The 14,649-nt window shown below is 72.2% G+C and carries 10 protein-coding genes and 1 tRNA gene; 5 read left to right on the top strand and 6 right to left on the bottom strand.

Annotation, left to right across the window (positions count from 1 at the left end; translation table 11 throughout):
- Positions 1 to 32: 32 nt before the first annotated feature.
- Positions 33 to 1,169 carry an ABC transporter ATP-binding protein gene (locus HEP85_RS18665; protein WP_168528749.1) on the bottom strand — a complete coding sequence of 379 codons (1,137 nt, stop codon included), beginning with the start codon at positions 1,167 to 1,169 and terminating at the stop codon, positions 33 to 35.
- A 248-nt stretch (positions 1,170 to 1,417) separates the two neighbouring features.
- Here HEP85_RS18665 and HEP85_RS18660 point away from each other — a divergent pair.
- A tRNA-Thr gene (locus tag HEP85_RS18660) sits at positions 1,418 to 1,491 on the top strand.
- Between the two features lie 476 nt (positions 1,492 to 1,967).
- Here HEP85_RS18660 and HEP85_RS18655 read toward each other — a convergent pair.
- Positions 1,968 to 2,807, bottom strand: a complete 840-nt coding sequence (locus HEP85_RS18655) for a DUF4253 domain-containing protein (RefSeq protein ID WP_369657760.1) — start codon at positions 2,805 to 2,807, stop codon at positions 1,968 to 1,970.
- Between the two features lie 216 nt (positions 2,808 to 3,023).
- Between HEP85_RS18655 and HEP85_RS18650 the strand changes: the two genes are divergently transcribed.
- Positions 3,024 to 4,445: a hypothetical protein gene (locus tag HEP85_RS18650; RefSeq protein WP_168528748.1), complete on the top strand. Its 1,422-nt coding sequence runs from the start codon at positions 3,024 to 3,026 to the stop codon at positions 4,443 to 4,445.
- A 397-nt stretch (positions 4,446 to 4,842) separates the two neighbouring features.
- Positions 4,843 to 8,733 (top strand): FxSxx-COOH system tetratricopeptide repeat protein, encoded by a 3,891-nt coding sequence (gene fxsT / locus HEP85_RS18645; protein ID WP_168528747.1) that lies wholly within the window; start codon positions 4,843 to 4,845, stop codon positions 8,731 to 8,733.
- A gap of 32 nt (positions 8,734 to 8,765) precedes the next feature.
- Here the strand turns inward: fxsT and HEP85_RS18640 are convergent, their stop codons facing one another.
- The 4 genes from HEP85_RS18640 to HEP85_RS18625 form a co-directional block, all read right to left on the bottom strand.
- Positions 8,766 to 10,586, bottom strand: coding sequence for an HEXXH motif domain-containing protein (locus HEP85_RS18640; RefSeq protein ID WP_168528746.1), 1,821 nt, complete (start codon positions 10,584 to 10,586; stop codon positions 8,766 to 8,768).
- 17 nt (positions 10,587 to 10,603) lie between these two features.
- A complete protein-coding gene (locus HEP85_RS18635) occupies positions 10,604 to 10,771 on the bottom strand; it encodes a hypothetical protein (RefSeq protein WP_159055260.1) in 168 nt (55 codons plus the stop codon).
- A gap of 131 nt (positions 10,772 to 10,902) precedes the next feature.
- A complete protein-coding gene (locus tag HEP85_RS18630) occupies positions 10,903 to 12,018 on the bottom strand; it encodes a trypsin-like peptidase domain-containing protein (RefSeq protein ID WP_168528745.1) in 1,116 nt (371 codons plus the stop codon).
- Positions 12,019 to 12,021: 3 nt separating this feature from the next.
- Entirely contained in the window at positions 12,022 to 12,324 is a 303-nt protein-coding gene (locus tag HEP85_RS18625) for a trypco2 family protein (protein ID WP_211118022.1), read from the bottom strand.
- A gap of 250 nt (positions 12,325 to 12,574) precedes the next feature.
- Here HEP85_RS18625 and HEP85_RS18620 point away from each other — a divergent pair, with 250 nt between their 5' ends.
- Together HEP85_RS18620 and HEP85_RS18615 are read left to right on the top strand one after the other, a co-directional pair.
- Positions 12,575 to 12,745: a hypothetical protein gene (locus tag HEP85_RS18620; RefSeq protein WP_168528744.1), complete on the top strand. Its 171-nt coding sequence runs from the start codon at positions 12,575 to 12,577 to the stop codon at positions 12,743 to 12,745.
- Between the two features lie 77 nt (positions 12,746 to 12,822).
- Positions 12,823 to 14,565, top strand: a complete 1,743-nt coding sequence (locus HEP85_RS18615; RefSeq protein WP_369657759.1) for an HEXXH motif domain-containing protein — start codon at positions 12,823 to 12,825, stop codon at positions 14,563 to 14,565.
- The last annotated feature ends 84 nt before the right edge of the window (positions 14,566 to 14,649 follow it).

Here is a 14,649-nt window from a genome sequence, read left to right as displayed (position 1 = left end):
GCTCCGGTGGTGTCGGAGCCGTGCGGGTTGCCTCAGTCGGAGAGGCGCTCGCCCGTGGAGGTCGAGAACACGTGGGTCTCGCCCGGACGCGGCACGACGTGCAGCGTGGCGCCCTTGTCCGGGACGGCGCGGCCGTTGACGCGGACGACCAGGTCGGTGACGGTGTCGTCGACCTTGGCGCTGCCGTAGACGTAACCGTCGGCGCCGAGCTCCTCGACGACGTTCACCGAGACGGCGAGGCCGGCCGGGGCGTCCTCGGTGTCCTTCGTCAGCGACTTGGCGGCTTCGCCGTTGTGCTCGACGATGTCGAAGTGCTCGGGACGGACACCGACCGTGACGGTGCGGTCGCCCTTGTCCGTGGCGGCCTTCAGGGCCTCGCGGTTGACCGGCACGACGGAGTTGCCGAACTTCACGCCGCCGTCCGTGATCGGGACCTCGACGAGGTTCATGGCCGGGGAGCCGATGAACCCGGCGACGAAGAGGTTCGCGGGGCGGTCGTACATGTTGCGCGGCGAGTCGACCTGCTGGAGCAGACCGTCCTTGAGCACGGCGACCCGGTCGCCCATGGTCATGGCCTCGACCTGGTCGTGGGTGACGTACACCGTGGTGATGCCGAGGCGGCGCTGCAGCGAGGCGATCTGCGTACGGGTGGAGACGCGGAGCTTGGCGTCGAGGTTCGACAGCGGCTCGTCCATGAGGAAGACCTGGGGCTCGCGCACGATGGCACGGCCCATCGCGACACGCTGGCGCTGACCGCCGGAGAGGGCCTTCGGCTTGCGGCCGAGGTACTCGGTGAGGTCGAGGATCTTCGCCGCGTCCTCGACCTTCTGGCGGATCTCGGCCTTGTTCACGCCGGCGATCTTGAGCGCGAAGCCCATGTTGTCGGCGACGGTCATGTGCGGGTACAGCGCGTAGTTCTGGAACACCATGGCGATGTCCCGGTCCTTGGGCGGCAGGTGCGTGACGTCGCGGTCACCGATGTGGATGGAGCCGGCGTTGACGTCCTCGAGCCCCGCGAGCATGCGGAGCGAGGTGGACTTGCCGCAGCCGGAGGGACCGACGAGGACGAGGAACTCGCCGTCCGCGACATCGAGCTCGAGCTGGTCGACGGCGGGCTTGTCGCCACCCGGGTAGATGCGGGTCGCCTTGTTGAACGAGACAGTGGCCATGGTGAGGGGCCCCCTTCACCGGCAGGAACGTGCCGGACGATCCGTTGTAAAGGTGGTGTCCACCGTGAAGCCTCACGGTGGTGTAGTCCACAAGAGTGAACTGATTCTGGACGGTACCTCCCGTTCACGTGCTCTGTCAGTACCCGCAGCCCTGTGAACTTCGCGGAAATTTTCGGCAGGGGCCCGCTGTGACGTGGGTACACTGCACGGGCACGCACGTGCCAGGCACGCGGCACGCGCGCGTGCAGGCCTCCTTAGCTCAGCTGGTCAGAGCGCCGCTCTTGTAAAGCGAAGGTCGTCGGTTCGAATCCGACAGGGGGCTCCGCCGCTCACCGGCGCCAACGCCCCCGCGATCTTGGACCATGGGGGCGTTGACGGCGGAATGTGACGGGGGTCTCGGTTGACGGCGCCGTTTGAGCCGGCCCAGGTGGCCCGTGGGTTCCCCGCCGGTCGCCGCCGCTCACGTGGGTGCGGACGTTCATCGTCACCGCGGTCCGCGAGTGCCCCGATGAAGACGTGATCACTGTCGTGCCGGTCCTCGCCGACCGCTTGCCTCGGGCCGGGCTGGTCGAGCGTGACGACGCAGGCGGGGGGCCCGCCTCGTGAAGAGGGAGACGCGGCCGCCGCGGATCTGAAGGTCATCATCAAGAGGGCGCTGTCCGAGGTGCCGAACGCCGGTATGGCCCCGAAGGCCCGAAGACGTTCCGGGCAGCGCACGGGCACGCGGGTCTCGGCTCCGGATACGCCAGAAGCGGTCCAGGGCGGCGACCCGTCGCCGTACAGGCTCCTGAGCGGCCGTCAGTCCCACCAGAAGCGCCAGACCGACCGCTCCAGCAGATCGCCGGCGTATTCGGGGAACGTGCACATTCCCTGCTCGACGTTGTCGGGGCAGGTGAGGTAGTGCTCCAGGGCGAGCACGTGCGCCTGATCGAGGTCGGCGGGCCTGGCCGCGACCGAGACGAAGGCGGTCGCGTGGCCGAGGCCGACGAGCCGGGCGCCGAAGCGGTCCTCCCAGGAGCGCAGTACCGCGGACAGATCGCCGGCGGACAGGCGGTTGGCCATGCCGGTCCATCCGATCGCGGCCGGTATGTCGGCACTGCGCGCTGCCGGTACCAGGGCGAGATGGCGAAGCGACTCCTTCCGTACGAGATGCGCCGCCGCGGCGGCGGCGCTGTCGTCGGGTCCGGCTTCCCTGGCCGGTGCCACCGCCAGGCCGGGCCAGGCGTCGAAGGTCGGGCTGCCGTCGGGCCAGTCGCACTCCTCCTCGTCCTCCTCCTCGGGAGACGAGGGCACGGGCGGCAGGGCCTCCCGTTCCGCCTTGTGCCGACGGTAGTTGCGCCACTCCTCCAGGAGGTGGTGTTCGGCCTTCGTCCCGGATCCGTCCCGGGCGTCCCCCGGGTGCAGTGCGTCGTCGGGGTACTCGAACAGGACGGGATGCAGGCCCGTCGTCAGCCGGTCCCGGTAGAGGCTCTCCCACCACACGTCCGCGTCGTCCAGCGGTTCGTCACTGACCCACAGCACCGGTGACCGCGGCGGACCGACCCGGAGAAGTCCGTCCTGGCGTGGCCGGAGGAGCCGTCCGGCGGGCAGTCCCGCGGGCAGTTGACGCAAGGCTTCGGGAACGTCCGGGGGAGTCATGAGGCGGAGGCTATTGCCCGGGTGTGACAGCGAGTTGACGATCCCGGTCCCGGGAAGGGACATCAGGCGCCGTTGCCCGTGCTTTTCGCTGCCACGCCCCGTGGTGCGGCCTTACCCTGTTGGGCACCATCAGGGAGCCGCGCCAGCTGTGTGGAGGTATACGGGGTGAAAGGGCGCAGTCCGGATCGGGTCCGCAACGAGCTCATCGTCTCCATCGTGGACGCACTGCAGAACTCGGCCACGGTGAGCCAGGCCGGCAGCCGTGAGGTCTGGCGGGAGATGCTGGCCGGCGAGCTGGCCTCGCCCGTGGAACCCTTCGGCGGGGACCGGCTGCGGCCCTGGCTGCTGCAGGTGGTGAAGGCGTGCACCGATGTCGGTGACGGCCTGGCCTGCCTGGTGCGGTCGCTGGAGTACGTGGAGCAGCAGTCGGCGACGGTCGTGGAGCTGTGGCCGCTCGTGGACGAGTGGGAGGCCGTCGACTTCTTCAACAACGCGGATCTCGGGCATCTGCGGCCCGTCCTGCTGGCGATGGGGTCCTCGGACCTGGCCGTCATGGCCCGCCGCTCCAGCCGGTCCCGGGTGCAGGAGCTGCCCGCGTGGTGCCGGACGGGATGGCAGGTCTTCCTGCGGCTGGCGGGTGAGAACTCCCCGGCCGGTGAACTCCCGCCCAGCATGGCCTTCCTCGCGCTGTCGGCCGACCGGCTGGTGGAGGACGGCCAGGCGGAGGGCGCCGAGGTGCTGCGCCGCTTCAACCGCGGCCAGGCCGCGGCCCTGGGGGTGGAGAGCGTGCTGGCGGAACGGCAGCAGGCGGACTTCCCGCATCCCGCGCCGTCCCTCGTCCCCGCCTATCTCATGATCCAGTTCGAGCCCGACCGGATCGAGGCGGACCACTACTACCTGTCGCACTGGCGTCAGTCCGACTCCGAGGGCTGGCACCCCGTGCGCGGCGAGACCGCCCATCTGGGCCGGGAGGAGCTCCCGGGCGCGGTGGAGCGGCTGATCGAGGAGGCCGAGGAGAAGTGGGCCGATCTGCGGCAGCCGGTGATCCTCGAGTTCATACTCCCGTGGGAGCTGCTCAACGAGCCGGTGGAGTGGTGGTCGAAGGAGTCCGGTTCCGGGTCCCCGACCCCGCTGGTCCTGGACTATCCGGTGGTGGTGCGCAGCATCGAGCGGTTACAGCGTGCCGCCTGGCACCGGCCCTGGCACAACAAGTGGCGGCAGCTGCGCGAGCGCCCGGCGGACAGCCATCCGTACTGGAGCAGTCCGGAGCGGGACGGGGCGTACTTCTTCCACCTGGAGCGCGAGCTGAAGGAGGACCAGCACGCGGTGTGCCTGGTGCTCAGCCAGCCGCCGGGCGACGAGTCGGGCACCGGCCGCCGTGAGGTCCTGGCGGGGCTGCGGGCCGGGGTGCCCGCGATGATCTGGCACCGCAGCGACTGCGCGGACCCCAAGTTCAAGGACGCCATCGGCGAGATCCTGCAGGACCGGGGGCTGGGCAGTCTGGCGGAACGGGTCGGGGAGTGGCGCAGGGAGGCGCTGGCCCTCGGCCCCGCGGCCTGGGACGGGCACGTCGGTCGCCATCTGGCCATTCTGCTCGACGATCCCGAGCGCAAGCCGAGCCCGCCCGGACCGGTGTAGGGCGTCATGCCCCCGCCGCCCGGAAGGGGCCCGCGACCGGCACGCGGAGGCGGGCACCCCGTGGTCTTGCACGGACCATCGCCGGGTGCCACGCTGGTGCCGAGACAGACTCACCGGCCGTCCACAGGGGGTGGGTACCGCCGAACGGGTGTGTGCCGCCCGGTTTTTGAGTTTTCATCAGTCCTGCCGCCCCCTGTGGCCTGCCGTCTTGCACCGCACGCAGACCACTGCCAGGCTTGGCACGTGGATGTCACGCATGCCCGCGGACTGCGGGACTCCTCCTCGGTGCTCCCTCCGTCGTCGGGCATGACCGGACGCTCTGAGGGCGCTTATGCAGCGTGACGACGGCCCACGACCACCATCGGCGAGGGCTTCTGGCGACGTGTCACCGTGCGCGGTGGCGCATGCTCTGCGGGGCCTGGAGCGGGCCGGGTCCGCGGACCGTCCGTCCGTCCTGCTCGTCGTCGACGACTATGTGAGCATGCGGATCTGGGCCGAGACGGTCGACCGTCTGGCGGAGGAGCTCGCCGCCCAGGAGTCGTCCGGCCCGGTCACGCGCTTACGGCTGCTGGGCTCCGACGACACCGAGCCGGGCCGGATCCGGCTCGAGCACCTTCCCCCGCCCGTGGGTGAACACCGGGTGGTGCTGGTCCTGACCGATGGTCTGGCGGCGGGCTGGCGGTCCGACGCGGTGCTGCCGCTGCTGAGGGAACTCGGCCGTTCCGAACCCCTCGCGGTGCTCCACCTGCTGCCGCAACGGCTCTGGTTCCGCACCGGCCTGGACGTGCACCGTATGCGGCTGAAGTCCGGGCGTCCCTGGGCGCCGAACGACGCCCTGCGATGGGAGCTGCGCACCTCCCCCCTCGAACCCGTGGACGACGATCCGGCGGCGCGCTCCGGCGTGGTGCCGGTCCCCGTCCTGGAGCGGACCGATCACTCGCTCTCCGACTGGGCCGACCTGGTGGCGGCGCGGGCCGGGGACTGGGTGGAGATGTCGGGCGTCCGGGCCCGGGACTGGAAGCGGCGGCCGGACGCCGCCCGTGCCGTCCCGTGGGTCGACGACGTCCCCGACCCCGCCAGCGCGATGCCGCCGTGGGAGCGGGTCTCGGAGTTCCGGGCGGCCGCGTCGCCCACCGCGTTCGCCCTGGCCACCCGTCTCGCGGCGGCCCCGCTGACGCTGTCCGTGATGAGCGCGCTGACGGCCTCGGTGCCCGGCGCCGGACCGGCCCACCTCACCGAGCTGCTGATGAGCGGCCTGGTGCGGCCGGCGGGCGCGGAGGCCGAGCGCGCGGCCGAGATGGTCTTCGCCTTCGGTCCGAACATCCGCCAGGAGTTACTGGCCTTGGCCCGCCGCCGGGACACCGTCCGGGTGCTGCACGACGTACGGGTGCTGATGGCGGCCGCCCCGGAGGGCTCCGAGCCGGTCCTGCCCGCCCCGGACGAACCCGTCGAGGCGACCGGTGTGCCGCCCGTGACCGCACGCAACGTGGCGTTCCTGCGCGTCGAACTGACCGCGCTGCGCGCCCTGTCCGGACGATTCCTGCCCCGGGCCGAGCGTCTCGCGCGGGCTCTGCGCGCGTACGACCGGCAGAACACCGTCGACCTGGGCAAGGACGCACGTACCCACACGCGGGACCAGGCCCCCGCCACCCGGGCCCGCCGGGATGCCGCACACGCCCCGAGGGGGCCCGAGACAACTTCAGAAGGAGCCACGACCATGGCGACCACGCAGCAGCCGACGGTGGAGAGCGCGCGCTCGACGCAGCCGCGCATCTGGGGGAACATCCCCCCGCGCAATCCGAACTTCACCGGCCGCGTGGACCTTCTGGAACGACTGCGAGAGCGCCTTCAGGAAGGCACGACCACCGTGCTTCCCGAGGCCATCCACGGCATGGGCGGTGTCGGCAAGACCCAGATGGCGATCGAGTACGCCTACCGGCACCAGTCCGAGTACGACGTCGTCTGGTGGATCCCCGCCGAGCGCCCGGGGCAGATCGGCCAGGCACTGGTGGAGCTTGCGCAGCGGCTGGGCCTGGGCACCAGCGCCGAGGCCAACATCGCGGGTCCCGCGGTGCGCGAGGCACTGCGCGAGGGGCGGCCGTACTCCCGCTGGCTGCTGATCTTCGACAACGCCGACAGTCCCGAACGCGTCCGCGACTACTTCCCCACCGGCGGCAGCGGCACCATCCTCGTCACCTCCCGCAACCGGCGCTGGAGCGTCGTCGGCCCCTCCCTGGAGGTCGACGTCTTCACCCGCGAGGAGAGCAAGGAGCTGCTGCGCCGCTCGGGTTCGCCGGGGGACCTCGACGACGCCGAGGCGGATCGCCTCGCCGATGCCCTCGGAGACCTCCCGCTCGCGCTCGAGCAGGCCGCCGCCTGGCGCGCGGAGACCGGGATGCCGGTCTCCGAGTACCTGCGCCTGTTCGAGGACAAGCGCAGCGAACTCCTCGAGGTGTCCCCGCCCCCGGACTACCAGCTTCCGGTCGCGGCCGCGTGGAACGTCTCCCTGGACCACCTGGAGACGCGCAGCCTCGCCGCCCTGCGTCTGCTCCAGCTGTGCTCCTACTTCGCGCCGGACCCCATCTCCCGTTCGATCTTCTCCGGCCTCGGCGGTTCCAGCATCGACCCCGAACTCGACCGGGCCCTCAACGACCCGATGCGGCTCGCCCGCGCCATTCGGGAGATCAACCGCTACTCCCTCGCCCGCATCGACCACCGGACCAACTCGATCGAGATGCACCGCCTGGTCCAGGCCGTGTTGATCAACCGCATGACGCCCGAGGAACAGAACCGCATGCGCAAGGGGGCCCACACCCTTCTGGCCGCCTCCGATCCCAAGGGACCCAACCAGTCGGTCAACTGGACACGCTACGCGGAGCTCTACGGCCACGTCATCGCGTCGGGCGCCGTCGAGTCCGACCAGCCGTGGGTGCGCGAGCTCGTGATGAACGTCGCCAAGTACCTCTGGTACTGGGGGGACCACAAGGTCGCGCGCGAGTTCATGGAGCAGGCCTGGCAGACCTGGCGGCAGCTGTTCGGCGAGGAGGACCAGCAGACGCGGCTGATGGCATGGTGGCTGAGCTTCGTCTATCTCAAGGTGGGTCGCTACGACGATGCCTCGCAGCTCGTGGCCCAGCTCAAGGACGTCTATGCCCGCACTGCGCCCGCGGACCGGGAGGACACCCGTGAGGACGCGCTGGAGACCCTGAACCTGGAAGCCGCCGTGCGACGGGTCCAGGGGGACTTCGCCGCCGGGGCCGAGCTGGACGAGGCGGCCTACGACCGGGCCCGCCGTGCCTTCGGCGAGGACGATCCCACCACGCTGGACAGGGCCCACAACCTCGGGGTGAGTCTGCGGCTGATGGGCGAGTTCCAGCGCGCGCTGGAACTGGACCAGCACACGCACGCCCTGAAGGCGCGGCTGTTCGGACGTGACCACCAGCAGTCGCTGATCACCGAGGCGAGCATCGCCGTCGACGTGCGCGAGACCGGCGACTACGTCGGCGCCCGGTCTCTGCAGCAGGCGGTCGTCGACGGTTTCCGCGCGGTCTTCGGGGCCGGCAACCCTTCGACCCTGGGTACCGTGCGCCAGCTCGGTGAGGCCTGCCGCAAGGAGGGCGACCCGGTCACCGCGCTGGTACTGGCGCGCGAGGCGTTCGACCAGTTCACCCGTCGGTACGGTGACACGCACCCGGAGTCCCTGACCGCGTCCCTCGCGCTGTCGGTGGCGCTGCGGCACAACGGTGAGCTGGAGGCGGCCCGTGACCGCGGGGAGAAGGCGCGTGAGCGTTACCGCAGGCTGTTCCAGCCCGAGCACCCGCACGTCCTGGCGGCTGACATCGACCTGGCCGTGACGTTGCGGTTGTCGGGCCGGGCGCAGGAGGCCCAGCGGCTGGACGAGACGGCGCTGGAGTCGCTGACCGAGCGCCTCGGGGCGGGCCATCCGATCGCGCTGGCCTGCGCCATCAACCTGGCGAGCGATCTGAGCGCGCAGGGACAGTCGGCCGAGGCCCGCCGCCTCGGCGAGAAGACGCTGGAGCTGTGCCGGGAGCGACTGGGCGAGGACCACCCCACCACCTTGGTGTGCGCGGCCAACCTCTCCCTCGACCTTGTCGCCGTCGGTCAGGAAACGGAGGCCATGGCCCTGCACGCGGACACGCTGGAGCGGATGGAGCGGGTCCTCGACGGGCCCCGGCTGAGCTCCGCGGAGCCCTCGCCGCACCCGGCGACGCTGCAGACCCGGGCGATGAAGCGGGCCAACTGCGACATCGACCCGATGCCGCTGTGAGGTGAGGGGCGGGTCCGCGCGACCGCCGACGGCTACCGCGAGCCCGTGGGCGAGGCGAGCCAGGCGGCCAGGCGGACAGGGTCCGGTGCGGTACCGGTAGCGCGTGACACGGCTTGGTGGACCGCCCGTGCCCGCTCGGGCCAGTGGCAGAGCAGGTGGGCCGCCGCGGGTTCCGTGCCCGCCGCCTTCAGGGCGTGCCCGAGGCCCGCCCAGGCGCCCGCCCGCTCAGGTTCGACGGCCAGGTGGGCCGCGTAGGCGTGCCGGGCCGCCGTGGGGTCTCCCGCCGCCAGCAGTGCGTCACCGGGCAAGGCCCCGGTGACGTGGGCCGCGGCCTTCTCGGGGTCTTCGGACGGCGCACGTTCGCCGGGGGTGGTGCTGAGGTGGTGGCGGGCGAGCATGGCCATGCTGTCCAGCCAGCGTGCGGACAGGTCGGGGACGAGTTCGGGCTCGGCCGTCAGGGCGGCGGGCGGTCCGCTCGCCCCGACCGACCAGGCGCGTACGGCCGCCTCCACCGCGGGGGCGGGGGGCCGCAGGTGGTGGACCCGCCAGCGGGCGACGTGGTCGGCGGCACACAGCCGCGCCAGGGCCAGTTGCTCCTCGGGAACCGGTTCCTGGAGCCACTGCGCGCAGTGGCCGCGCAGGGTGTCCAGCAGGGTGGCACCGAGCGGTGTGCGGCGCGGATGGCGGTGGACCTGTTCCAGCGCCGCGGCCACATGGGCCCGACACAGCGCGAACTCGAAGTGCGCGATGGCCTTGTGGGCGTCGGGGTTCTCCCGGTGGGCGCGCCAGAAGCGGGTTATCCCCATGAACGCGTAGATGCCCTGGAGCAGCCCGTCGAGAGGCCGGGGGTCGTCGCGCCAGGGCGCGTACCACAGCTCCGTACTCGCGTCGGCACCGTCGGTCAGCAGAGGTGCCAGGTGCAGGAGGCCGCCCAGTTTGGTGTGCTGGAACTCGTGCACGAGCGTGACCGCGAGCTGAACGGCGTCGTCGGGTTCCGAGGCCTCGATGCCGCCGAAGGCGTCCCCGGACGTCACGCTGCGCGGCCGAAACCTTTCCCTCGCCGGGGTCGGAGTCAGCGAGAACACCCCCCGCCGCATGGCCTCGGCCGTCCCGGGAAGTTCCCGCAGCAGCACCCCCCAGGCCCGCTCCAGCTCCTGCCGCCACTGCGTCACCGCCTCCTCGGACAGCGGGCGCGGCTCGGTCGGCTGCGGATACGTGCGATACGGGTCCAGGTCGTCCAGTGCCACGTCGAGCTGTCGCCCGGCCGGGCCGACCGCGAGCCTGCGCACTTCATGCCACCCTGGTCCGGCCGACCCGGGCGCAGCCGGTACGCCGATCGTGACGCCGGCCCTCTCCACCACCGCGCGTCCGCCCTGGGCGCGCACCGTGGCCGTCGTCCACGGCTCGGTCGCCGGCAGTACCGCGCAGCCGAGAGTCGGCAGCGGCACCCGGCCGTGCCGAACCGGGACCTCGATGCTGAAGTCCAGCTCCGCGCGTAGCGCCGCCACGGCGGCGAGCGCCGAGAAATGGCCGAGCACCACCCACAGCGGCGGATCATCCGGCGGGACCGACCCGCGCAGCCGACGTAACGCGGTGGCCAGCCACATTCCCGTCTGCGGATACATCAGCAGTTCGTCGACGACGGAAGGCGAGCGTCGCTGGGCCTCGCTGAGGAGGTCCCAGGCGGGACCCGGGTCCATGGCGTCGTCGAGCATCCGCAGCAACAGCAGACGGCGGCTGCGTTCGGCTTCGAGCAGGAGGCCCACGGTGGCCGGACCGCCTTCGCCACGGGCCAACTCGGCCAGCGCGGCGGAGGGCAGGTGATGATGGGGCGGGGACGGGTCAGCACTCATGGGCGGCCCTGGCGTCGTCAGTCGAAACGCTCTGCGGGGTTGAAGTCGCTGACACTGGCCTGCGGCAGGTCGATGCGCTGTTGCAGCTCCTCCAGCGACGCGGCGAGAACCCGGCGGTCAATGGAGCGCAGCGTTTCAAGGGATACCCCCGCGAGATCGACCAGGCTGGACTCGACGGCGGCCACAGGCGGCTCCATGACGGCCAAACCCCTTCCCCCCGGCTGCATTTGTGGATGCGGGCTGCTCACATCCTCCTGATAATGGCCCGCCGCACGGGGGATGAAACCCCGCACCTGCGGGGCGGCGCGATATCAGGTCAGCGGCGCCCATCGGATCGACGGTGGCGCCGGGACAACTCCACCGCCTCTTGGTCCATGCGGGCCACCCCTGCGGAGTCGCCCTCCAACAACCGTATCGCTTCGAGAAGTTGATCCAGGGTCCCTGGGTAGCTCAGGCAGGTCCGCAGGATCCCGAACAGATCGGGACGCAGCGCCGGCATCCGGGGACTCATCGCCGCGACGACCGGGTCGATGCTGCTCAGGACCAGGGCCAGCGTGGTGCGGTCCCTCACCGTGGGCAGTGTGGTCAACGCGGTGACCAGCCCCGCGAGTTCGCCGAGAGGCAGATCGTCGTGGAGGCCCGCCAGGGTGACCGGGACGGCGACGGTGGTGTCCGCGGGCGGGAAGCGGACCAGCCGGCCCGCAGACGCGGGAAGGCCCGCGTTCTCGTGCAGCAGAGCCAGTTCGGCCCCGGTCAGCAGCTCGTACCAGCGGTCCACACGCACCGCGGCCAGCCGGCCGAGGCCGTCCGCGCGGTGGTGGGCGCTGACCAGGCCGACGAGTGTGCCGTCGTGCCAGACGGCCGCGCCCGACATGCCCTCCCAGGGGGAGCGGTCCGGTTCGCTGTCCGACTCCGGTGGGGTCACCGCGAGTTCGAGCGTGCCCTCGCGGCGGTTGGACAGCACCGAGGTCATGCCCGTGGCGTGGCAGGAGTCGCGGTACTGGGACGCCGAACCGTCGTCGAGCAGCCGCATCCGGTCCTCGCGCAGCTTGAAGCGCGGAAAGCCCATCGCGCCGCACGGCAGGACGACGTCCGTGTCGGGCAACGTCCCGTACGAGGGAGATCCGGTCGCGGCCGCGTGCACGCCCTGTGGCACGGACCCGGTGATCTCCAGGAGCGCCACGTCCGCCTTGTCGGAGGCGAGGAGCACCCGCGCGGGCGCCGTCCACTCCGCGGCGCGGTCGGCCTCGAACCGTACGCCCGCGGTTCCTCCCTCGGCGTCGCGGACCACGTGCGCGGCGGTGAGCACCCAGCGGAGCCCGACCCGGTACCCGGAACCGCGCCGCCCGGGACCCCGGCCCGCCGCCGGACGCACCATCACCTCGGCCACCCGGACCGGGTCCAGTCCGCGGCGCGGTTCCTGCCCCGGCACGGCTCAGCGCTCCCGGTCGGCCTCGGACCCGCCCACCCACGGCGCGCGTCCGCCGCCGCTGTGGGTACGCGGATCGAGCGTCAGTTTCACCCGGTGCGTGACGCCCTCGGCCACGCGTCCGTCCGCGCCGGCCTCCACCACCCAGAAGCGGATCTTCCCGCCCGCCGTCGCCGACCGCTCCACGACCACGGCCGCCTCCAGCTCCACCGGACCCACCTCGAAGTACAGATCCTCCCCCTCCGCCGCCGTCCGGGCCGCGGTCAGTTCCCTGCGCAACTCCTCGATCAGTTCAGCGAGTTCAATCACACCCGGTCCCTACCCGCGGCGCCCGCGCGTCACTCGGTCCGGGGACGTCACCCGATCCGGGACGATTGCGCGATGTGGCTCTGTGTGACCTCCCTGATGCACTAGGGTCACTCAAGCAGCCTTAAATCACTGAAAAAGCCATATTTCAGTGATATATAGGGCATTGATCGCAGACGTTGCATCAGGCACTGCATCAGACGTTGCATCACAGACCTTGACCGCACACCTTCACCGTCACAGGGGCGCCGCCATGGAGAAGTCCGGAGTCGAGTCCGAGCTGATCGACCTCAGCGACGTTCCGCTGGACGCCTGGCCCCATCTGGACCTGCCGTCCGCGTCGGGCTCCATGCGCCGACTGCTCAGCCGCGTCGACGACCCCGCGGGCAGCCTCGGCGGCTACAACCCGCAGCGCGAGGACTGACAGCCGCGCGACCGCCCAAAGGCGTCGCCGCACCCTCCCCAGCAGCAGCGAACAGGCAGCAACGAACAGGCTCTCCCATGCACCAGACGGCCCGACCCCACGTCCTCTCACCGCGGTCGTTCGACGAACTGCTGGGCGGCGGGGGCGGCCCCGCGACGGTGGACACGCTGCGCAGGACCGAGCGGAGCTGGCGGCTCCTCGTCGTACGGGCCCTGCTGGACTCGGCGGCGACGGCCCCGCCCGGCCCGCTGCCTCCCCTCGAGGAGGGCTGGCGGCTGCTGTCCCGCGCCTGGGCCGCGTCCGAGGAGGCGCGGGAGGCGGTGGAAGGGTTGCTGGGGTATCCGGCGGTCGGCGTCTGGGCGTCGCACACCCTGCGCAGGCTGCGCGGGACCGCCCAGCACGACGCGCCCCTGTGGGCGGACACCGGACACCTCCACGCCATCGCGGCGGCCGCGGCCGTCCGCGCCGGTCTGGAGTTCCGCGCCGAGATCCCGGTCCGGCACGGATGGGCGGTCCTGCCCGCGCTCGGGGCGATGCGGGTACCCGGCCCGGCGGACTGGGACGTGGCCGAGGTCTCCGCCTCCGCCGGACGCGTGCGGATCGCCGGACGCCCGCTGGAGGGCCCGGACTGGCACGCCCTGACGGAGCTGCGCGCGGCCGGCTGCACCCTGCTCCTGGACGACACCGACCCCTACCGCGACCTGCGGAAACCGGGCCGGGTCGAACCGGTCGCCACGGCCGGCGAGTGGCAGGAACTGTTCGCCCCGGCCTGGGACATCCTCAGGCGGACCGACACCGAGGGCGCCCGTGCGCTGGCCCGCGGGCTGGTGTCGGTGGTGCCCCGCCCGCGCGCCGAACGGTTCCGGCCGCACAGCGCGTCCTCGGGTGAGGCCTTCGGCGGCGCCCTGGCCTCGGCGCCGGACGACGCCGAGCAGTTCGCCTCGACACTGGTGCACGAGTTCCAGCACAACAAACTCAGCGCGTTCATGCACCTGTTCACTCTGTACGACGACCGGGACGACCGGCTGCACTACGCCCCATGGCGCGACGATCCGCGACCGCTGGGCGGCCTGCTCCAAGGCGTGTACGCCTTCTTCGGGGTCACCGCGTTCTGGCGGCGGCGCGTCCATGTGCTCGGGCAGTTCGAGTTCGCGCTGTGGCGCTGCCAGACGGCGCACGCGCTGCGCGCGATCGGCTCGGCGGACGGGCTCAACGAGCTGGGGCGGCGGCTGGTGGCCGAGCTGACACGGCGCGTCGAACCCTGGCTGGACGAACCGGTCGACGTGCGGGCCAGGACCGCGGCGGCCCTGGCCGTCGCGGATCACCGGGCGAGCTGGCGCGCCCACCATCTGCGGCCGGCGGCGGAGACGGTCCGCGCGCAGGCGGCGGCCTGGTCCCGCGGTGAACCGCTGCCCCCGGCTCCGGACGCGGCGCCCGTCCCCCGCGGCCCGCACGGCAGCCCGCTCCGCGGGTTCGACACACGGGCCGTGCTGCTGCGGTGGCTGCTGGCCGACCCGGCGGGCTTCGCGGCACTGCGGGACGATCCCGGCGCCGTGGTCGCGGGCGCGCTCGCCGAGGACGTCGCCCTGGTCGAGGGCCGTACACCGGAGGCCCTGCACGCGTTCCGCGAGCGGGCGGTCCGCGGCGGCGACCCCGATGCCTGGGTGGGACTCGGGCTGGCGGCGCGGGCCGGCGCGGACCGGGCCGGCGAGGGTCTGCTGGCCCACCCGGAACTCGCGATGGCCCTGCACACCGCACTGGACGGGCGCGCGGACCCGCTGGAACTGGGCCGCGCCCTCGCTCCCGCGTGTTCGGTGTGAGTCCGGGGGCGGGCTCGACCGGCGCACTCCCGGCACCGGCCGCGTCAGCGTGCCCCGCGGCACTCCCGGTACCGGCCGTCCCCG

It is taken from the genome of Streptomyces sp. RPA4-2, assembly GCF_012273515.2.
Taxonomy (GTDB): Bacteria; Actinomycetota; Actinomycetes; order Streptomycetales; family Streptomycetaceae; genus Streptomyces; species Streptomyces kaempferi.
The sequence above is the reverse complement of the archived record's forward strand: the minus strand, read 5'-3'. Positions and strand labels throughout refer to the sequence as shown.

Coding starts and splice junctions, on each gene's coding strand:
- HEP85_RS18665 (WP_168528749.1), bottom strand. CDS start 1,169: ATGGCCACTGTCTCGTTCAACAAGGCGACCCGCATCTACCCGGGTGGC.
- HEP85_RS18655 (WP_369657760.1), bottom strand. CDS start 2,807: ATGACTCCCCCGGACGTTCCCGAAGCCTTGCGTCAACTGCCCGCGGGA.
- HEP85_RS18640 (WP_168528746.1), bottom strand. CDS start 10,586: ATGAGTGCTGACCCGTCCCCGCCCCATCATCACCTGCCCTCCGCCGCG.
- HEP85_RS18620 (WP_168528744.1), top strand. CDS start 12,575: ATGGAGAAGTCCGGAGTCGAGTCCGAGCTGATCGACCTCAGCGACGTT.
- HEP85_RS18615 (WP_369657759.1), top strand. CDS start 12,823: ATGCACCAGACGGCCCGACCCCACGTCCTCTCACCGCGGTCGTTCGAC.